Below are 21146 nucleotides of genomic sequence, written 5' to 3'. Positions count from 1 at the left end.
CCATCACCAATTCAAACGAAAGAAAATGAAGTTCCTGAATTCAATCTTAAAAATGAGGATTCCTGTTCTTTTGACAGCAATAGTTCTTACGGGCAACCTGTTGGCCCAAACTGCCATGATCAATATTGACAACCGCAACACCACCAGCCTCAACGGCAGTTGGCAAGTCATTCTCGATCCAACCGGAGCCGGCGATTACAGGCAGGTGTGGCAGGAACGGAAAGCGCAAAGCAAAACCGAATTCGTGGAATATTCCTTCGACGGCGGTCCCTACTTGCAGGTGCCCGGCGATTTTAACTCACAACGCTGCGACCTGACAAACCTCGAGGGCACGGTGTGGTACAAGAAACCCTTTACCCATGTTGCCCGCGAAGGAAAACGAACCTTCGTTTATTTTGGTGCCGTGAACCACAAGGCCGACGTTTACCTCAATGGCGAAAAGCTGGGCAGCCACGAAGGGGGTTTCACCCCGTTTCAATTCGAACTGACCGGCAAGGTGACAAATGGCACGAACACGCTCATCGTAAGGGCCAACAACAGCCGTCAGGGCAACGCATTGCCGGGATATGGCTACGACTGGTTTAATTACGGGGGCATTACCCGCGACGTTTATCTGGTCGAAACCAGCCAAACATTCATTCACGATTATTTCATCCAACTTAAAAAAGGAAGCCTGAACAGCGTGGAAGGATGGGTGAAACTGAACGGAAACAACCTTTCACAAGAAGTTGTAGTTGAAATTCCAGAGCTAAAGTTGAAGCATCGAAGCAAAACCGACGCTACAGGCAAGGCAAAGCTTGAATTCAAATCGAATTTTGAATTATGGTCGCCCACACAACCGAAGCTTTACACCGTAGTTATTTCGAGCGAAACCGATCAGGTAACCGACGAAATTGGCTTTCGGTGCATCGAAGTAGAGGGGAACAAGGTGCTGCTCAACAAACAACCCCTGTTCCTTAAAGCGGTGAATATGCACGAGGAAAATCCGTACAAAGCAGCCCGCGCCTTTTCTTCCGGCGATAATCAGATTCTGTTGAATGCCGCCAAAGATCTGGGTTGCAATTTACTCCGCTTGTCGCATTATCCCTACAACGAAAAAATGATCAAGCAGGCCGAAAAGATGGGTATGATGGTTTGGAGTGAGTTGCCCATATACCAGCACATCGAATTCTCCGACAGCACAGTTCCCTGCAAAATGGAAACCATGCTGAACGAAATGCTTACACGCGATAAAAACCGCTGCGGGGTAGTGGTTTGGAGTCTTTCCAACGAAACCTATCCCGACACACCCAATCGCAACAAGGCCCTCATTGACCTTACACAAAAGTGCAAGGCATTGGATTCAACCCGCTTGATCGTGCACGTCATCAACACCCAAGGGTATAGCAACAATACCTTCAATGTATGGGATCCGCTGTATAATTATTCCGACCTGATTGCCCTCAATGAGTACATTGGTTGGTACATTCCGTGGAAGGGCAAGCCATCGGAAACTAACTGGAATATAGCATTCCCCGACAAACCTGTTTTTATTTCGGAGTTTGGTGGCGAGGCATTGTATGGAAGTAAAGGACCAACTGATGAAGCGGCTTATTGGACAGAAGAATACCAGGCAAATATTTACAAAGATCAGATAGAAATGTTTACTACCATTCCCAATTTGTGTGGTGTTTGTCCCTGGTTGTTGTTCGACTACCGGTCGTTGGGAAGAATGAACCAGCTATATCAAAACGGCTACAACCGTAAAGGATTGCTATCTGAAAAAGGACAAAAGAAAAAGGCATGGTATGTTATGAATGAATACTTTAACGAAAATTAAGGAAAAATTAGAACCAGAAAACAAAAAAAAATTGATGCGCAACGATAGCGTTTTCTTACCCGACATCTGCCTTTTTTTCAATTAAAATGTCCGAAGTCTTGCATTAATTGGATTCGTGGAATAACTTGAGGCTTTAAAGTGATCATATATGCATGAAGCATCGTTTTATTCCAGGCAGGAAAACAGACAGGTTCAATGCCATTTGTGTCCGCGAAACTGTATTATCGAAGAGGGACGGTTTGGAAACTGTCATGCTCGCCGTAACCGAAACGGGATGTTATCGTCAGAGGTCTATAGCCGAATTTCGGCCTGTCATTCAGACCCCATTGAGAAGAAACCGCTCTATCATTACTATCCGGGAAAAGAAATCTTGTCGGTAGGAACAACGGGCTGCAATCTTCATTGTATTTTTTGTCAAAATCACACCCTTTCGCAATGCGACAACCGCAAGCCGGTAATAATTAAAAATATTACTCCCGGCGAACTGCTGACCCTTGCACGAAAAAAAAAGCACAACATCGGTGTAGCATTCACCTACAATGAGCCCGTCATCAACTACGAATATGTATTAGATACTGCACGACTGATTAAAATGGAAGGCATGCATGCCGTTTTGGTTAGTAATGGCTACATCAATTCCGATCCGCTGGAAATGCTGCTGGAATACATCGATGCGTTCAACATTGATTTAAAAGGTTTTACCAATCGTTTTTATCAGAAATACACAGGAGCAACACTGCAAGCTGTTTTACAAAGCCTGAAAAAAATTGCAAAATCGGACAGGCACCTCGAGCTTACGAACCTGGTAATACCGGGTGCCAACGACGACGACGATGAATTCGACAATATGTGCCGCTGGATTGCCAATGAACTGGGAAAAGATAAAGTACTGCACCTTAGTCGCTTCTTTCCACGTTTTGAGCTCAATCAGTATCCGACACCTCCCGAGTTGTTATTTCACTTTTACGATCTTGCAAAAAAACACCTCGATCATGTGTACCTGGGAAACATGGCCACAGAACTGCACAGCAACACCTATTGTCCACAATGTGAGCAACTCCTTATTGAACGAACCTATTTCAACATTGTGATGAATGGAGTAGACGGCGAAGGAAAATGTCAGCGCTGCGGAACGACTGTATTTAAACACTTTCACCTTTAACTATGGTTTATGGATACTTCGATTCGTCAGGCAGTATTTGCCGGTAAATTTTACCCCTCTGATCCTGAGCAACTTAAATTGTTGATAGAAAGTATTCGTCGTTCCCAAAAGAATCGCTTCGAACTGAGCCTTGCTGAGCAGCAGCTCATAGGAGCCATTGTTCCCCATGCAGGCTATATTTATTCGGGCTACCAGGCCATTCATCCCTACGAAATCATAAAAGCTAGTCAACAGAAAATCGACACCTTTGTAATTGTAAATCCCAATCACAGCGGACAAGGAACAGGCGACTACAACCTATCGGGAGCTTCGGGCTGGAGCACCCCCCTTGGAATTATTTATACCGATGATGAATTGGTGACTGCACTTGACATTGAAATTGATAACCGGGCCCATCAAAACGAGCACGCAGGCGAAGTACTGCTTCCCTTTCTTACTTATATGGTTCCACTACCCTTCCGTGTTGTGCTTATCACCATGAACCGACAAACACCAGCAGCCGCTGCCCAGCTGGCCATTGCCATAAAGAATGCTGCAAAAATCACTTCAAGGAAGTTATTCCTGCTGGCTTCAAGCGACTTTTCACATTTTGAAACGCCTGCAAAAGGCTATCAAAAAGATCAGTATGTACTTGATGAAATACTGGCTCTCGATCCTGCCGGAATTTATCGCCAGGTAAAACAGCATCACGTTACAATGTGTGGCTATGGACCTGTTATGACGCTTGTAGAATATGCAAGAATTACATCACTTAAACCGCAAATAAAGTTGCTTAGCAGGGGACACTCCGGCCAGGTATATCCTTCACCAACGGTTGTCGATTACCTTTCGTTGCTATGCTACGAATAATTATGTTTCGCTAATTCGGCCTAAAAAACTAAATTAGTCCCAAAATTATTGATATGATAAAATCGATGACTGGCTATGGGAAGGCAGAATGTGAATTCCCAAGAAAAAAGATTACTATTGAAATCAAGTCGCTAAACAGTAAACAACTGGATATTAATACACGCCTGCCCAATATTTACAAGGCTAAAGACATTGAAATCAGAAAGTTGATCGCCGAAAAACTGGTAAGGGGAAAGGTTGAAATGTCGCTTTATTTCGAACAAATGGGTGAAGAAACCAATGCCAGCATCAATCAGGCCGTTGTTAAAAACTACTACGAACAACTCATGTCGGTATACAACGACCTTGGTCTTGCCCCCGGCGAAAACATGATTCACACCATTATGCGTATGCCCGATGCCGTTAAAGTCGGATACGATGAACTGGATGAAGAAGAATGGGAAATGATTGCTGACAAAATTAATGAGGCACTCGACAGCCTCAACCAGTTCAGGGAACAGGAAGGCCAGTCGCTCGAAGACGATTTACGCAATCAGGTTGCCATCATCCTTCAACTTAAGGAAGAAGTAACGCCATTTGAAGATGAACGTATTGACAGAATTAAATCAAGAATAAGTGATGCGCTTAAAGACATCAAAAACAACGTTCAAAATGACCCCAACCGATTTGAACAGGAACTGATCTTCTATTTGGAAAAACTCGACATCAACGAAGAAAAGGTACGTTTGAGCAACCATTGTAAATACTTTCTCGAAACACTCGAAGAAGACACGCCCGGTAAAAAGCTTGCTTTCATTTCACAGGAAATTGGTCGTGAAATTAATACCATGGGATCAAAAGCCAATCATGCCGAAATACAAAAACTGGTCATTCGCATGAAAGAGGCACTGGAAAAAATTAAGGAACAATCGCTTAACGCACTTTAAATAAGCATTCAAGAGACGGTATATTCATGTTAGGAAAACTGATCATTTTTTCAGCTCCCTCAGGATCGGGCAAAACAACCATCGTTCAACATTTACTCAGCCTCGGTTTAGGACTGGAGTTTTCGGTATCGGCAACCAGCAGGCCCATACGGGGAAACGAGCAGGACGGGAAAGATTATTATTTTTTAAGTGCCGATGAATTCAGAAATAAAATTGACCGGGATGAATTTCTCGAATGGGAAGAAGTGTACAAGGATCGTTATTACGGTACCTTGAAAAGCGAAGTGGAGCGCATCCGGAAGAAAGGGAAACATGTGATTTTTGATGTTGACGTAGTTGGCGGATCTAATATTAAAGCCTACTACGGTGATGAAGCCTTGTCGGTGTTTGTTCAGCCTCCTTCGATAGAAGAACTGGAGAAACGCCTGCATGCCCGTTCAACCGATGCCCCTGAAGTAATTGCCACCCGGGTTGAAAAAGCAGCCTTTGAACTGACTTTTGCTCCAAAATTTGATGTGATACTGATCAATGACCAACTCGGAGAAGCGCTTCATCAAGCTGAAAATATTGTGAAGACTTTTCTTGATCAATAAAAACAATCGTTTATGAGCAACGTGGGACTTTTTTTTGGTTCATTTAATCCCATCCATATCGGACACATGGCCATTGCCAACTACCTGGTTGAATATGGTCCCATCGACGAATTGTGGTTTGTGGTTACCCCGCACAATCCAATAAAAAAGAAACGCGGCCTGCTCGACGATTACCAGCGTCTTGAACTGGTTAACAGGGCCATTGGCGACGATTTGCGCTTCAAGGCATCTGCTATTGAATTCAATCTTCCTCAACCCAACTATACCATCAATACGCTGACTTATCTGAGTGAAAAATATCCTTCGCGGAAATTTTATTTAATTATTGGATCAGACAATTATGTGACCCTGAAAAAGTGGAAAAATTGGGAAACACTGATTGCCCATTATCATTTTTTGGTTTACCCAAGACCCGGGTTCGATCATGCATCGGTCGATTTTAAAGGTGATTTCCAATCACTTGATGCGCCATTGATCGAAATATCGTCCACCTTTATTCGAAAGGCCATCAAAGAAGGAAAAGACATCAGACACTTCATGCCCCCCGCTGTTTTTAAGTACATCGACGAAATGAGCTTCTATCGTTAAAAAGTTCCTGATTATATTATTCTTCCAATTAGAAGTAAAAAACCCGTAAGACAAAGCCAAACGGGTTGTTGCCTGTAAAAAAAATTACAAGCCAATATCTAATTTGTATGAGAAACCTGACAAAAAATAATCTAGTTGGCCAGTCGTTTCCGGCTTAGTTCGAGTATCATTTCCAAACGGTTTATTGCAATAATATCAATGACACCGTCCTTTTCAACATCGTACATTTCACTTTCAAATAAGCCCAGCTGTTCATCTGAAATTATAAATTCAGAAAAAATCTGCTCATCGGTGGCTGCTAATCGTTCCTTTTCCCCCATCACTCCAATTGTTGATTCGAAAAAAAGGTTGGGAAAATTGATGAAAAACTACTTATCTAAACTAAACCCAAATCTACTTAACCCATAAATAAATCTTCTTTCCCCAACCCAAAAATTGCTTAATCTTCAACCATGAAAAATATGCATCAAAAATAAACTTCTCAAATTAGTGTCCCTATACTAAAAACCCTCAATTTCAACAGGAAAAGCATGTAATCGCCATCAGGGAAAACCCCGAAAAAAACAGTACAGTTACACCTTGACGATCGAATTGCCAGGCAGCAATAAAAAAACACATCATGGCCAGTTAACTAGCACCCGAAAGTAAAAAACAAATATAAAACACTGTTATAGTGATGCTTATAAAATTTAATTGAATTTAAATTAAGAGACCTATTAGTCTGTTTTAATTTACTTATCTTTGCAAAAAACAAGCAATTGAGCAAGGTAAATACATATCGTACCAGTGACTGGTTACCCATATCGGCTAAAGAAGTAAAAGCCCTGGGCTGGGACAGCATTGATGTCATTCTATTCAGTGGCGATGCCTATGTTGACCATCCTTCATTTGGTTCTGCTGTTATCGGGCGGGTGCTTCAAGCCGAAGGACTCAAAGTGGCGATCGTTCCACAACCCAACTGGCGCGATGATTTGCGCGACTTCAAAAAGCTGGGAAAACCGAATTTGTTTTTTGCAGTTACTTCGGGGTGCATGGACAGCATGGTGAACCATTATACTGCCAACAAGCGGTTGCGTTCGAACGATGCCTACACTCCTGATGGCCGATCGGACATGCGACCTGACTATGCCACCACCGTTTATTGTCGTATTTTAAAGGATCTTTTTCCCGATGTTCCGGTAATTATCGGTGGAATTGAAGCCTCATTGCGCCGTGTGACTCACTACGATTATTGGAGCGACGAGCTTAAACCAAGCATACTTCACGACACCAAAGCCGACCTGTTGGTATACGGCATGGGCGAAAAACCGCTTACAGAAATTGTACAAAGAGTAAAAGCCGGAAAAAAGCCCTGCGAAATTACTGATGTTCCACAAACAGCCTGGTTGCAAAAGGATCAGCCACTGGCCCTGCAAAAGCTACCCGAAACGCATACCCTCAATGATCACGAAAGTTGTCTGGCCGATAAAATAAAATATGCCAGCAATTTCCGTCATATCGAAGAACAGTCGAACCGATGGATTGGCGGCCATCTGATACAAAAGGTGTACGACCAATGGCTGGTGATCAATCCACAATTTCCTCCCATGGAAGAAGGTGAACTTGACCGGGTATTTGATCTGCCTTACACCCGGTTGCCACACCCTCGTTACCAAAACAAACGGATACCTGCCTACGAGATGATCCGACATTCGATCAATGCCCACAGGGGATGTTTTGGTGGCTGTTCATTCTGCACCATTTCGGCTCATCAGGGTAAATTCATTGCCAGCCGTTCGAAAGAGTCGATTGCAAAAGAAATTGATGCCATCACCCAAATGCCCGATTTTAAGGGCTACATCAGCGATATTGGCGGACCGTCAGCCAACATGTACAAAATGAAGGGCAAGTATGAAAACATTTGCAAAGCCTGCAAACGACCTTCGTGCATCGATCCGGGAATCTGCAAAAACCTCGACACTTCGCACCTGGCGCTTTCCGAAATTTATGAAATAGCCAACCGTCATCCACTGGTTAAAAAAGCCTTTGTCAGCAGTGGCATCCGTTACGACATGATTTTTACGGAAGGCCATGATAGCCCCGAGAACCTTCAATACATGCGAAATGTAATCCACCATCACGTATCGGGCCGGCTGAAAGTAGCTCCCGAACATACCAGCGACAATGTATTATCGGTGATGCGCAAACCGTCGTTTGAACTCTTTAAGAAATTCAACCGCTTTTTCATAGAAGAAAATCAGAAGGCAGGGCTTAAACAGCAACTGATTCCCTATTTCATTTCGAGCCATCCAGGCAGCGAAAAGGAAGACATGGCCCGGCTGATGCTTGACACCAAAAAGCTGGATTTCAAACTGGAACAGGTACAGGATTTTACTCCCACCCCAATGACAGTGGCAACTGTTATCTACTATGCCGGAGTTCATCCCTACACCCTCAAGCCGGTTTATACTGCGCGTTCGAAAGCCGAGAAACTGGAACAGCGAAAATATTTCTTCTGGTACAAGCCTGAATTCCGCAATCAAATTAAAAATGAATTAAAAACAATGGGGCTTAGTGAGGAAGCAACTCAAAATAAAACACTTACTCAAAATAAAGCAGAGAAAAGAAAAAGAAATACAAAGTTTAAAAAATAGGCATCTCACCTACTCAATACTTCATCAGCCGCTTACTACCACCAGCCGGCTCGCTCATACATAGCACGAAAGGTTACATTCATAAAAATTTATATTTAAAAAACTATTTTCTGTTAATTTTATTTCTTCCGGTTTTCTTCTTTATCGCTTTCTTTATAAATTTGACCAAAGTCAAAACAAAACCAATGTACATCCCAACTACCCAACTAAAACTGATGGCAGTTTTTCTGAGTGTTTTTTTCCTGTTTGCCTGTGAATCAACACAGCCATTACTACCCGAAGCAGGAAGTTATGATGGAAATATTGCCGGTCATCCGATTTTGCTTGTAAGCGACAGCACATCCAATAAGCAGGCATTTGGATACTTCCTTTTTAACAACAACCTTCAACTTGAAAAGGCCTGGAACTTTGTTATCGAACAAAGCGACGGGAAGCTGCATTTTCGTTCAGATACGATTAATGGGATACTCAAACTGAAGGCAGATGAAAAAAAACTAAACGGAAAAATAATTCTGCAAGACCGTGGTTTTTCAATCTTTTTCTGGAAGAAACGAAAGAACTTTAGTCTGCATCAAAGAGCAATGAAATCAATCGAAGCGGGAAATCGATACAAAGAGCAGGTTTTCGACAGCATTCGGATAGAAAAAGACATTGTATATGGCAGGGCAAGGGGATACTGGACCGAAACACCTTATCTTGATGATCCATACATTGAAATCCTGGCGCGCGGCATGGTCAATTTATTCAAAGGGGAGAAAGATCTTGATCTCATGCTCGATTTATATCTTCCTCAAAACGACAGCATCCAAAAACGGCCACTTGTTATGCTGATACACGGTGGTGCATTTTACATAGGTAACAAAAGTTCTCAAACCGTCAGAATGTTGGCCGAAGAGCTGGCTCACTGCGGCTATGTGGTTGCTTCGATCGACTACAGAATGGGTTTCAGATTACGAGCCAGTGATATTGAGCGCAGTGCCTATAAAACGCTTCAGGATGCCCATGCAGCCCTGCGCTATCTTTCACATCATGCTGAAGAGTACCACATCGATCCGCATCATGTTTATTTAGGAGGAACCAGCGCCGGAGGCATTGCCTCCATCAGCCTGGCCTTTATCGACCACGACGAGCGTCCCGAAGCAAGTTTTTCAAGCCGTCGGCACGATGACCTGGGAACAGTTGAAACCTCAGGCAATCAACTCACCGACTCTTTTACAATTAAAGGGGTTGCCAATATGTGGGGGGCCATCGACGACACGGCCCATATCGATGTTGATGAACAAATTCCTGTGATATCCTTTCATGGCACCATCGACCAGATTGTCCCCTTCAATTTTGGACATCCCTTTGCCAATACACTGCGCCTTAACCGCTTAATCATGGATGAAGTTTATGGTTCAAAGGCCATTCATGAACGGCTCAGTGTGCTTGGAATTAAAAACCAACTCAGGGCCTTTGAAAACAAAGGACATGAACCTCAGCTCGATCGATTCAAATCAGTCAATGAATTGCTCGATACCATCGGCAACAACATTATTGGCTTTTATCATGGCTTAACGGCACCTGAAATACTTTATGCCGAAGATCAGCAACTTATTTCGGCAAATAAAGCGCTTGTTCCACTTGATATTGAAATCGAAAATGGCACCCTGGCTCAGCTTGAAATTACCGGAGGTGTGAAGGCTTCGGCCCGGCCCGATGATACACGTATCATATGGCTGAGCAATCGCAACGAACACCGGCTAAAAATAATTGCACAAAATGAAAAAGATGCATGGAGCAGCACAACCCTCGAATTTAAAATAGACTCTACCCTGACTGATAAATAATTGGCAAAAAATGTAATTCGCTTAAACATCCTTTACCTTTGGGTGTTTAGAAGAAAAGTGAGCATTTTGCACAAAAAAGAAGGATATAAGATTTCAGACAAAAAGTTTCTCCTGCTTATTTTTGCAGGTTTTTTTTTACTGATGTTATCTGCAGTGAAATTGCATGCTAACAGGCAGGAAACAGACCACGTCATTAAAGTTGGTGTATACAACAATCACCCTAAACTTTTCATCAACAACAAGGGAAAGCCCGACGGTTTTTTTATCGACATCATCAAGGCCATAGCCAAAGAAAGTATGCTGCAAATAGAGTACGTACCCGGTGAGTGGTCGCAACTTTATGAAATGCTGCTCAAGGGCGAAATTGATATGCTGCCCGATGTTGCCTATTCGCCCGAAAGGGATTCGCTTTTTACCTTCTGCCAGCTACCGGTGATTAATTCGTGGCTCGAGGTATTCACGCCCCCCAAAAAAACCATTCACTCGATGCAAGAATTGAACGGTCTTCATATTGGTGTTTTAAAAGGATCGATTCAGGAAGAACTGCTAAATAATCAATTGGCAGCACAGTTTAATCTTCAATATCAGCTACATACATTCAGTGATTATAAAAGTAATGTTGAAGCGCTCGAAAGAGAATTCATCGATGTGATGATTGCTGACCGTTTCTTTTATTTTTCCGATCTTTTTGGAATAGACCTGCACCCATCAGGAATTGTTCTGAGACCTACCGAATTGTTTTTTGTTTTTTCCAAGGAAAGCGACAAGCAACTGACGGTACTATTCGACACGCAGCTGGCAAATTTGAAAAATAATCCCGGTTCGGCCTATTACCGCTCATTAAGCAAATGGCTCGATCGTCATTATCCATTCATCCTACCACTCTATATCCGCATAATAATACTAGGCATTACCGTGGTTCTGCTTGTTGTACTTATTTTCATGCTCCTGTTAAAACAACAGGTAAAAAAACAAACCAGAGACTTAAGTCAACGTAACGAAGAACTGGAAAAGGCCAAAGAACGTGCTGAGCAAAGCGACCAGCTCAAAACAGTATTTCTCCAGAACATGTCGCACGAAATACGAACGCCAATGAACGGCATTATTGGTTTTCTTGAGTTGTTGGAAGAACCAGATCTTGAAGTAGAGCAAAAAAAGGCCTATATAAAAATCATGAACAAAAGCGGTCAGCGCCTGCTTAACACCATCAACAACATCATCGAAATTTCGCAAATCGAATCGAAACAGGTCAATCTGAATCTTTCTCCGGTAAATGTGAAGGAAGTGATAGAATTTCAATTTTCATTTTTTCAACAGCTTGCAACAGAGAAAGGTCTTGGATTTTCAATAAGTACCCAAACCCAAAATGACGAAGCAATCATCGTTACCGATGAACACCTGCTCAGTAGCATGCTTACCAATTTGATCAGCAATGCCATAAAATATACGGTAAAGGGTGAAATTAAGTTTGGAAACTACATCGATAACAACTCATTGGTTTTCTTTGTAAGCGATACAGGCATTGGCATTCCCGAAGACAGAATGGAAGCCATTTACGACAGCTTTGTTCAAGCCGATCTGAATATTACCCGCTCACACGAAGGTTCGGGGCTCGGACTTTCGATCGTTAAAGCCTATGCCGGGCTGCTAAATGGAAGGCTATGGCTTGAATCGGAGCAGAAAGTAGGAAGTACTTTTTATTTCGCACTGCCCATTAAGCCTCAGGAAAAAAGATAAGGGTGTTTAAGTGCTCAGCTTGCATTGCTGTTGTATTATTCAGTACTTTTGCATTAGAAGAAAAGAAATAATTCAGGGTGAATCAGCAAATAAAAAGCAGAAAATTCGACTTTCAGCAAATGGGGCCTTTGGGGCTTTCTTTGCTTTTTCTGTTTATCAACCTGATACAGGCAGCATTTACCCCCTTGTTGAACGATGAACCTTACTATTGGCTTTGGGCCCAACATCCTGCCTGGGGGTATTTCGACCATCCGCCATTGATTGCCTGGCTAATTAAACCCGGTACCTGGTTAATGAATAATGAATTGGGAATTCGGCTGTTCCCGGTTCTGCTTGGCAGTGCCACCCTTTATATCATCTACGACCTGATCAGAGGAGAAATAAAACAAGCAATCGACAAGCGACTGTTTATTCTCTTAATCAGCAGTGCCGTTTTTATGAACCTGTACACCTTTGTTGCCTTACCCGATAATCCATTGCTTTTTTTCAGTGCCCTGTTTTTATGGCAGTTCCGACGCTATCTTCAGAATAATCGACTCAGTGATTCTCTGCTTTTAGGCGCCGTGATGGCCTTATTGCTTTATTCGAAATACCACGGAATCCTCATCATTGCATTTGCCCTTTTGCCCAATTTGCAGTTATTAAAAAGAAAATCGTTTTACCTGGCAGCACTGATTGCCCTGATCCTTTTTAGCCCTCACATCATCTGGCAGCTAAACAACGAACTACCAACGGTCAGATTTCATCTGTTTGAAAAAGGCAATGTCTTCAGGTTCCGGCATGTGGCCAGTTATGCAGGAGAACAACTTCTGCTCACCGGTCCCCTGCTCCTCTTACTGCTTGCTGTACGCTTTCGTCCCGGTACTCCTTTTTTGAAAACCGTAAAATCTGTCACCCTGGGAATCTTTATCTTTTTTCTGCTGGCCTCTTTCAGAGGAATGGTAAATGCCTACTGGACACTGGCGGCATGGCCCGGCCTTTTACTCTTATCGTATCTGGCCATCATCGCCATAAAACAAAAAAAATACATCTTCAAACTGCTTTGGCTTTGTACCTTCATCATCATAGGCCTCAGAATCAACTTCCTGTTCAACATCGTACCCCTTCCCCACTTCAATAACAGGAATCCCGAACAAATGGCCCTCGAGTTAAACCGCCAAAGCGAATACCCGCTGGTTTTTGTCAACATGTTTGTTGAGCCGGCTGCCTGCCTGTTATACCAACCGGGCAACTGCTATGCCATCAACAATGCCAGTTATAAAAAAACCCACTTCAATTACCTCGAAGGAATGGAACTACCGGTTCAGCATCAAACCATAACACTGGTAAGTGTTGAAGCAATTGATGAAAGCAGCCGGCACATAAAAATAAACAAAGGAAAATCGTATTATCTGACAACCAGGCATAATTTCATCAGCTATCAAACCCGCTGGAACATCAATACGACCCTTCCCCCTTCGCTGCCTCCTGCTGTAAGTCATAAGGTACTGGCCAGGGTCCTTCCGGCTGGCGATCAGTCCAATTGGAATTCGTCGCCACCCAATGAAATTGTATTGACCTTCAACATGAAAAACAGAGATTCAAATTTACTGTATACCAGCTATCTTGAGCTGGATGAATTACCCTCCGATTCGTTCTATTTTAATTTTGCAACTCCTGCTGAGGAAGGCAATTACAAATGCTGGTTTTCGCTTAGCAGCGATACAAGCAGAATATTCAATACCTACAACAGTCAAATATTTAATATCGATATACAAAACCAGTTTTTATCACCCTAAATGATGATCTTGCTGTTCATGTAAAGCAAAGCAAAAAATGTAAAATGAATTAACTACGATTTGCATATTGTTGCAAAGTCGCTTGGGATGCAGTCCCCAGAATTAAAGATAATAAAGTCTTATTTAACAAATTATTTTTACCAATTCCAAATTACATTTTGGGCTTCATTTTGCAATCTCCAGATTACAATTATTGTCTTTTATTCCTAAATTTGTAAGCAGTTTATTCAACGAAATGGAACTGTTTAAAGAGGCACATATTAATCTACTAAAACATTCACGCAGTGTTGTACGGCGCGAATTAATCGATGAAATCGACTGGAGTCATCGTTTAATTGGCATTAAGGGCTTCAGGGGTGTTGGAAAAACCTCTTTCCTGCTCGATTATATTCGCGAGAACTACCCCGATCCCAAAGATTCGCTTTACATCAACCTGAACAGTTTTTATTTCACCGGCCGAAAGATTTCGGGTTTTGCCGATGAGTTTTATAAGCGTGGTGGAAAACTGCTGGTACTCGATCAAATTCATAAGTATCCCGAATGGGCCGAAGAGCTGAAGATTTGTTACGAGCAATTGCCGCAGCTTAAAATTGTTTTCACCGCATCGCCGGTATTGCGCATCACCGAAGGAAACAATTTTTCGGAAGACATGGTGAAGGTATATCACCTTCCGGGACTTTCATTCAGGGAATACCTTAACTTTCAAAGTGGTGAAAATTTCCCAAAGTACTCATTCGACGAACTGATTAACAAGCATGTTCAGATTGCTACCGAAATAAGCACAAAGGTAAAACCGCTGGCTTATTTCAACGATTATTTGAAACAGGGTTTTTATCCTTACTTTCTCGACAGGGGAAGCTACTTTTCCGACGACTTACTGAAACACATTAATCTGGCGCTCGAAATTGATGTAACCTATCTGAATCAGATAGAGTTAAAATACCTTTCAAAGTTGCGCAAACTGTTGTACATTGTAGCCAACGAGGTTCCATTCAGCCCCAATATTAGTAAAATAAGCAATGAAATTGCCACATCGAGGGCTACGGTAATGAATTACTTACGCTACCTGAAGAATGCACGCCTTATTAACATGTTGTACACCAACGGTGACGAAGAACAGCAAAAGAAACCAACAAAGATCTATTTGCACAATACCAACATATTAAACACTGTTGTACCGTCGAATAACGACAATGCCACCTATCGTCAGACTTTTTTCTGCAATCAGGTTGGGATGCGAAACAATTTAAAATCGGGCGACAGTTGTGATTTTAAAGTCAACGACCGTTACCAGTTTAATGTAGGTGGAAAATACCTCGAAGCCAGTGGAAGAACCTATGCTGCTTCCGATCGCATTGAGGTAGGAGAAGGTCGAAAAATACCACTGTGGTTATTTGGATTTTTGTATTAGCAATCAATAGAAACGAAAAACAAGAAATAATAAAAATGCTTTAAGTTATGGCTAAAGAAAAAAAATTTGTTGTATGCGATGGTAACTGGGCTGCAGCACACATGAGCTACATGTTTAGCGAAGTGGCCTGTATCTATCCGATTACGCCTTCATCAAACATGGCAGAATATGTCGATGAATGGGCTGCCAATGGAAAAACCAACATGTTTGGTCGTCCGGTGCGACTGGCCGAAATGCAAAGTGAAGGTGGTGCCTCAGGGGCTGTTCACGGAGCACTCCAGAGTGGAGCATTAACATCAACCTACACTGCATCGCAGGGGCTGTTGCTGATGATCCCGAATATGTACAAAATTGCCGGTGAGTTGTTACCCACTGTATTTCATGTTAGTGCCCGTGCACTTGCCGCTCATGCGCTTTCAATTTTTGGCGATCACAGCGACGTGTATGCCTGTCGTCAAACCGGATTTGCCATGCTGGCTTCTGGCTCGGTACAGGAAGAAATGGACCTGGCAGGTGTAGCCCACCTGGCAACACTCAAATCGAGAGTGCCATTCCTGGCTTTCTTCGACGGTTTCCGTACTTCGCATGAATTACAGAAAATTGAAGTAATTGATCAGGAAAGCATCAAACCACTGGTTGACATGGAGGCGCTCAAAGAATTCCGCCAGCGTGCGCTGAATCCCGAGAACCCCGTAACCCGTGGTACTGCTCAAAACCCCGATATTTTCTTCCAGGCCAAAGAATCGGCCAACAAATTCTACGATGCAGTTCCAGCCATTGTTGAGAACTACATGAAGGAAATCAGCAAAATTACCGGCCGCAATTACGAGCTCTTCGACTATTACGGTGCCGAAGATGCCACCAACATTATTGTTGCCATGGGTTCGGTTACTGAAACCATTAAGGAAGTAATCGACAGCATGATGGCCGAAGGTAAAAAGGTAGGTTTAGTAGCTGTTCACCTGTTCCGTCCCTTCTCGTCGGAGCACCTGATGAAAGCCCTGCCTGCCACCACCAAACGCATTGCCGTACTCGACCGTGCCAAAGAACCCGGATCGGTTGGCGAACCCCTTTACCTCGACATCCGCAACTCAATTGGCGAAGCACTCGAAAACGGAAAAGCTCCGTTTAAAGAATGGCCTGTTATTGTAGGTGGTCGTTACGGATTGGGATCGAAAGACACCACCCCGTCACAAATGATTTCGGTTTACAAAAACCTCGAAATGAACGAGCCTAAAAACAAGTTCACAGTAGGAATTGTCGACGATGTTACCTTCACCTCGCTGCCATTGCTGCCCGAGGTAAAAGTTTCGCCTGCCGACGTGGTGGAAGCTAAATTTTACGGACTGGGTTCCGACGGTACCGTTGGTGCCAACAAAAACTCCATCAAAATTATTGGTGATGCCACCGATAAATATTGCCAGGGTTATTTCGAATACGATTCGAAGAAATCGGGTGGTTTTACCTGTTCTCACCTTCGTTTTGGTGACAGCCCCATTCGTTCAACCTACCTGGTAACTACTTCCGATTTTGTGGCTTGCCACGTTCCTGCCTATCTCAACCTGTACGATGTACTAAAAGGTTTGAAAAAAGGCGGCAGCTTCCTCCTCAATACCATTTGGGATGTGGAAGAGACCAAAGAACATTTGCCAGCCAAAATGAAGAAATACATGGCCGAAAACGACATCAATTTCTATGTCATCAAGGCGACCGAACTGGCTGAAGAAATTGGTCTTGGTAACCGCACCAATACCATCCTTCAGAGTGCATTCTTCAAAATTACCGAAGTGATTCCTTACGACCTGGCAGTTGACCACATGAAAAAGGCCATCGTGAAATCATACGGAATGAAGGGTGAAACCATCGTAAATATGAACTATGCTGCAGTAGATGCAGGTGGTAAAAACGTAATCAAGGTAGAAGTACCAGCCGAATGGGCATCGATCGAAATTGCCGGGGAAGACCAATCAACTAACCGTCCTGAGTTCATTTCTAAAGTAGTCGATGTAATCAATGCCCAAAATGGTAACAGCCTGCCTGTTTCTACATTTGCCAATTACGAAGATGGAACCTTCCCTGCCGGAACCGCTGCTTACGAAAAGCGTGGTATCGCTATTTCGGTACCCGAATGGCAGGAAGACAACTGTATTCAGTGTAACCAGTGTGCTTATGTTTGTCCTCACGCAGCCATTCGTCCTTTCCTCTTAACCGAAGAAGAAGTGGCCAATGCACCTGAAGGAACCGCAACAAAAGCAGCTGCTCCGGTCAAGCAATTCGAAGGACTTCAGTTCCGCATTCAGGTTTCACCACTCGACTGTACTGGTTGTGGAAACTGTGCCGATGTTTGTCCGTCGAAAGAGAAATCGCTGATTATGAAATCGCTTGAGTCGCAAACAGCCGAAATCGAGCGTTACAACTACATGGATGGAAAAGTTGGTTACAAAGAAGTAGTTGACAAATTCAAGACGGTGAAGAATTCACAGTTCGCCCAGCCACTCTTCGAATTCTCGGGAGCCTGCGCCGGTTGTGGAGAAACTCCATACATCAAAACCATTACCCAGTTGTATGGCGAACAAATGATGGTGGCCAATGCTACCGGTTGTTCTTCAATTTACGGAGGATCAGCACCTGCTACTCCTTATTGTAAAAACAAGGAAAGCCAGCAAGGACCGGCATGGGCCAATTCACTCTTCGAAGACAATGCTGAATATGGTTTTGGTATGAGCGAAGGGATCAACGCCCAGCGCGACCGTCTTGAGATGGTCATGAAGGCTGCCCTTGGCAACGGTGCCAGCGATGCTGAAAAAGAAGCCTATGCTGCATGGATTGAATCCAAAGACAATGCTCAGGCTTCGAAAGATGCTTCGAAAAAGGTATTGGCTGCCATTGATGGTATTGAGAGCGAAACTGCTGAGATTATCAGGGAACTGAAACAATACCTGGTTAAAAAGTCAATCTGGATCTTTGGTGGCGACGGATGGGCTTACGACATCGGCTACGGTGGTCTCGACCATGTACTGGCCAGCGGCGAAGATGTAAACGTACTGGTAATGGATACCGAGGTGTATTCAAATACCGGTGGTCAGTCATCGAAAGCAACTCCGGTAGGAGCAGTAGCCAAATTTGCCGCTTCGGGTAAACGCATTCGTAAGAAAGACCTTGGTGCAATGGCCATGAGCTACGGCTATGTGTATGTTGCACAGGTTGCCATGGGTGCCAACAATGCACAGTACTTTAAAGCACTGAAAGAAGCCGAGGAGTATCCCGGACCTTCACTCATCATTGCCTACTCACCCTGTATCAACCACGGTTTACGCTCAGGAATGGGTAAATCGCAACTCGAAGAGAAAAAAGCCGTTGAATGCGGATACTGGCACTTGTACCGTTACAACCCGATGGTTGAAGCTGAAGGCAAGAATCCGTTTACGCTCGACAGCAAAGAGCCCAACTGGGATGAGTTCCAGAACTTCCTGAAGAACGAGGTTCGTTACACTGCCCTGATGAAGGCCTTCCCTGCCGAAGCCCAAGAACTCTTCAAAGCATCGCAGGATAATGCACTGTGGCGTTACAATTTCTACAAACGTCAAACTGAACAACAATGGTAGAAGCAAAGAGCCAAACAGTATTGAAAAATACCAACAGGCAGTAAGCTAAACCAGTTAAAAATAAGCAAAGCCGTACTTCGAAAGAGGTGCGGCTTTTCTATTCTTCATACAAAATGTTGCTGACGTGATTAATAAGCAAAAAAAAATTACTATTTTCATGCCGACTTAAACACCTGAATAAAAGCGAAATATACATTACTGCACACTTTAAAAAAAAGATCCCACGAATAGTCCAAAAGAGAATGCAAACAACAAGCGAAAGAAGAAATGACATTGATTGGATAAGGGTAATTGCAATAGGTTTATTATTAATCTATCATCTTACTTTATCGTTCCAACCCTGGGGCATTTTTTTTCAGTTCATTCAAAGCAAAGAATCAATTGAAGCACTTTGGATCCCCATGTCACTAATCAATGTATGGCGAATTCCCATTCTGTTTTTTGTCTCTGGAATGGGCGTATTCTTTTCAATGCGAAAACGAAATTGGAAATCACTACTATTGGAAAGATCGCGCAGAATATTGCTTCCCTTAACCTTTGGCTACTTTTTTATCGTTCCGGTACATGTTTTCATTTTCCAGAAGTATTATCAGGGTGCTCTAAATTATTCAGCCGGTTTTAGCCATTTATGGTTTTTAGCCAACATTATGATTTATGTTATACTACTCACCCCACTTTTTTTTCTGCTGAAGAGAAACTACAAAAGTTTTATTTTTAAGAACTCAAGAAAATTGTTAGCTTACCGGGCAGGCATCTATTTATTCATCATACCCTTTGTACTTGAGGCATTGCTTGTTCAGCCAGAATCATACAGTCTCTACCTTTTTACGAAACATGGTTTTTTTCTGGGATTGCTGGCTTTCTTTTTCGGTTTCTATTTTGTGGCCCTGGGACAAGAATTTTGGAACACGGTTTCCAAACTGAAATGGTTTAACCTTGTTTTGGCTCTTAGTCTCTTCATTGTTAGGGCAATTGCTTTCGAACTCAAGGCACCTGCTTATTTAATGGCCATTGAATCGATCTTATGGATTTTTACTGTATTCGGACTGGGACACTCCTACCTTAACTTCAAAAACAAAGCAATCAGTTATCTGAGCAAAGCGGCCTACCCCGTTTACATCATCCACATGATATTTCAATACCTCTCCAATTACTTAATTTTCCCACTTAATTTGAATATTGCCGTTAAATACCTGCTGGTTATGATTTTCACATTTGCCGGTTCAATTCTATTTTACGAGCTGATAATTAGAAGAATAAAATTCATTCGACCACTTTTTGGAATGAAATATTGAGATCTGTACCGCTTTGAGTCTGCTTAGATAGCATTTGCAGAATTTAGTTAAGAACAAAAACATAATACCCTATGCGTTTAAAAAAGAACATTATTTACAACCTGGTTGAGAAGGGAGACCATGGATCGCGGGTGAATCTGACCTTCGACTACACTATCATGGTGCTGATTGTATTAAATTTAATTGCGATCATATTTGAAAGTATACCAACAATTTATGATCCCTATCGCAGTTTTTTCAGCTACTTTGAATTGATCTCAGTCATTATTTTTTCACTCGAATACATCTTTCGGATTTATGTTTCCGATATGACTCATCCCTCAGAAAGCAGGCTAAAATCAGCCTTCAAATTTATTTTTTCGAAATATGGTCTGATTGACATTCTTGCCATTATGCCATTTTATCTTCCGTTCGTTACAAATCTGGATTTAAGGTTTATCCGGATTTTGAGACTAATGCGCTTTTTGAGAATTCTAAAAATTAACCGATACAACAAATCACTTAAGCTGATCTGGGATGTAGTGAAAGAAAAAAAGGCCGAATTGGCGGTCACCGGATTTGTAACCCTGATGACACTTCTAATTGCCTCATTTTTGATGTATTATATCGAAGGACCTGCACAACCTGACAAATTTCCAAACATTATCGCCAGTTTTTGGTGGGCCATTGCAACTCTTACCACTGTTGGCTACGGCGATGTATATCCTATAACAGCTTTAGGTAAATTTGTAAGCAGTATAATTGCTGTTCTGGGAATCGGATTGGTTGCCTTACCAACCGGTATGGTGAGTGCCGGATTTGTAGATAAAATAGCCAAAACACGCGACGCAAAAGAAAAATGTCCTCATTGCGGTAAAGAGCTGCATTAATTCATAATACACATAGCAGATACAGCAACCCGATTGATCTTGGCGTCATTTT

At 42.7% G+C, this 21146-nt stretch carries 15 protein-coding genes; 14 read left to right on the top strand and 1 reads right to left on the bottom strand.

The window, feature by feature from the left end; genetic code table 11:
- Positions 1-52: 52 nt before the first annotated feature.
- From FHS86_RS11160 to nadD, 6 genes are all read left to right on the top strand, one after another.
- Complete coding sequence (locus tag FHS86_RS11160) at positions 53-1819, top strand: glycoside hydrolase family 2 protein (RefSeq protein WP_429413313.1); 1767 nt, start codon at positions 53-55, stop codon at positions 1817-1819.
- A 148-nt stretch (positions 1820-1967) separates the two neighbouring features.
- Positions 1968-2981 (top strand): AmmeMemoRadiSam system radical SAM enzyme, encoded by a 1014-nt coding sequence (gene amrS, locus FHS86_RS11155; RefSeq protein ID WP_429413311.1) that lies wholly within the window; start codon positions 1968-1970, stop codon positions 2979-2981.
- Between the two features lie 9 nt (positions 2982-2990).
- Positions 2991-3830, top strand: a complete 840-nt coding sequence (gene amrB / locus FHS86_RS11150; protein WP_429413309.1) for an AmmeMemoRadiSam system protein B — start codon at positions 2991-2993, stop codon at positions 3828-3830.
- 53 nt (positions 3831-3883) lie between these two features.
- Positions 3884-4756, top strand: coding sequence for a YicC/YloC family endoribonuclease (locus tag FHS86_RS11145; protein WP_429413307.1), 873 nt, complete (start codon positions 3884-3886; stop codon positions 4754-4756).
- A 26-nt stretch (positions 4757-4782) separates the two neighbouring features.
- Entirely contained in the window at positions 4783-5349 is a 567-nt protein-coding gene (gmk, locus tag FHS86_RS11140) for a guanylate kinase (RefSeq protein ID WP_429413305.1), read from the top strand.
- A 12-nt stretch (positions 5350-5361) separates the two neighbouring features.
- Positions 5362-5937 (top strand): nicotinate (nicotinamide) nucleotide adenylyltransferase, encoded by a 576-nt coding sequence (gene nadD / locus FHS86_RS11135; protein ID WP_429413303.1) that lies wholly within the window; start codon positions 5362-5364, stop codon positions 5935-5937.
- A 131-nt stretch (positions 5938-6068) separates the two neighbouring features.
- Here nadD and FHS86_RS11130 read toward each other — a convergent pair whose 3' ends face one another.
- Positions 6069-6257, bottom strand: coding sequence for a hypothetical protein (locus FHS86_RS11130; RefSeq protein WP_429413301.1), 189 nt, complete (start codon positions 6255-6257; stop codon positions 6069-6071).
- A 438-nt stretch (positions 6258-6695) separates the two neighbouring features.
- Here FHS86_RS11130 and FHS86_RS11125 point away from each other — a divergent pair, with 438 nt between their 5' ends.
- The 8 genes from FHS86_RS11125 (at position 6696) to FHS86_RS11090 (ending at position 21094) form a co-directional block, all read left to right on the top strand.
- Entirely contained in the window at positions 6696-8570 is a 1875-nt protein-coding gene (locus FHS86_RS11125) for a YgiQ family radical SAM protein (RefSeq protein WP_429413299.1), read from the top strand.
- A gap of 185 nt (positions 8571-8755) precedes the next feature.
- Positions 8756-10399: an alpha/beta hydrolase gene (locus FHS86_RS11120; RefSeq protein ID WP_429413297.1), complete on the top strand. Its 1644-nt coding sequence runs from the start codon at positions 8756-8758 to the stop codon at positions 10397-10399.
- 66 nt (positions 10400-10465) lie between these two features.
- On the top strand, positions 10466-12136 hold the full coding sequence (locus FHS86_RS11115) for an ATP-binding protein (protein WP_429413295.1): 1671 nt from the start codon (positions 10466-10468) through the stop codon (positions 12134-12136).
- A gap of 77 nt (positions 12137-12213) precedes the next feature.
- Positions 12214-13914, top strand: a complete 1701-nt coding sequence (locus FHS86_RS11110; protein ID WP_429413293.1) for an ArnT family glycosyltransferase — start codon at positions 12214-12216, stop codon at positions 13912-13914.
- 235 nt (positions 13915-14149) lie between these two features.
- Positions 14150-15325, top strand: a complete 1176-nt coding sequence (locus FHS86_RS11105) for an AAA family ATPase (protein WP_429413291.1) — start codon at positions 14150-14152, stop codon at positions 15323-15325.
- Positions 15326-15372: 47 nt separating this feature from the next.
- Positions 15373-18930, top strand: a complete 3558-nt coding sequence (nifJ, locus tag FHS86_RS11100; protein WP_429413289.1) for a pyruvate:ferredoxin (flavodoxin) oxidoreductase — start codon at positions 15373-15375, stop codon at positions 18928-18930.
- A 242-nt stretch (positions 18931-19172) separates the two neighbouring features.
- Entirely contained in the window at positions 19173-20225 is a 1053-nt protein-coding gene (locus tag FHS86_RS11095; protein ID WP_429413287.1) for an acyltransferase family protein, read from the top strand.
- A gap of 71 nt (positions 20226-20296) precedes the next feature.
- Complete coding sequence (locus FHS86_RS11090) at positions 20297-21094, top strand: ion transporter (protein ID WP_429413285.1); 798 nt, start codon at positions 20297-20299, stop codon at positions 21092-21094.
- The last annotated feature ends 52 nt before the right edge of the window (positions 21095-21146 follow it).

It is taken from the genome of Roseimarinus sediminis, from assembly GCF_050433125.1.
Taxonomy (GTDB): Bacteria; Bacteroidota; Bacteroidia; order Bacteroidales; family Prolixibacteraceae; genus Roseimarinus; species Roseimarinus sediminis.
This window is presented reverse-complemented; position numbering and strand designations above follow the sequence as displayed.

Bases quoted from the DNA above. Each gene is read 5' to 3' on its own strand.
- amrS (WP_429413311.1), top strand. From the start codon at position 1,968: ATGCATGAAGCATCGTTTTATTCCAGGCAGGAAAACAGACAGGTTCAA.
- FHS86_RS11160 (WP_429413313.1), top strand. From the start codon at position 53: ATGAGGATTCCTGTTCTTTTGACAGCAATAGTTCTTACGGGCAACCTG.
- amrB (WP_429413309.1), top strand. From the start codon at position 2,991: ATGGATACTTCGATTCGTCAGGCAGTATTTGCCGGTAAATTTTACCCC.
- FHS86_RS11095 (WP_429413287.1), top strand. From the start codon at position 19,173: ATGCAAACAACAAGCGAAAGAAGAAATGACATTGATTGGATAAGGGTA.
- nifJ (WP_429413289.1), top strand. From the start codon at position 15,373: ATGGCTAAAGAAAAAAAATTTGTTGTATGCGATGGTAACTGGGCTGCA.
- gmk (WP_429413305.1), top strand. From the start codon at position 4,783: ATGTTAGGAAAACTGATCATTTTTTCAGCTCCCTCAGGATCGGGCAAA.
- FHS86_RS11130 (WP_429413301.1), bottom strand. From the start codon at position 6,257: ATGGGGGAAAAGGAACGATTAGCAGCCACCGATGAGCAGATTTTTTCT.
- nadD (WP_429413303.1), top strand. From the start codon at position 5,362: ATGAGCAACGTGGGACTTTTTTTTGGTTCATTTAATCCCATCCATATC.
- FHS86_RS11145 (WP_429413307.1), top strand. From the start codon at position 3,884: ATGATAAAATCGATGACTGGCTATGGGAAGGCAGAATGTGAATTCCCA.
- FHS86_RS11120 (WP_429413297.1), top strand. From the start codon at position 8,756: ATGTACATCCCAACTACCCAACTAAAACTGATGGCAGTTTTTCTGAGT.
- FHS86_RS11090 (WP_429413285.1), top strand. From the start codon at position 20,297: ATGCGTTTAAAAAAGAACATTATTTACAACCTGGTTGAGAAGGGAGAC.
- FHS86_RS11105 (WP_429413291.1), top strand. From the start codon at position 14,150: ATGGAACTGTTTAAAGAGGCACATATTAATCTACTAAAACATTCACGC.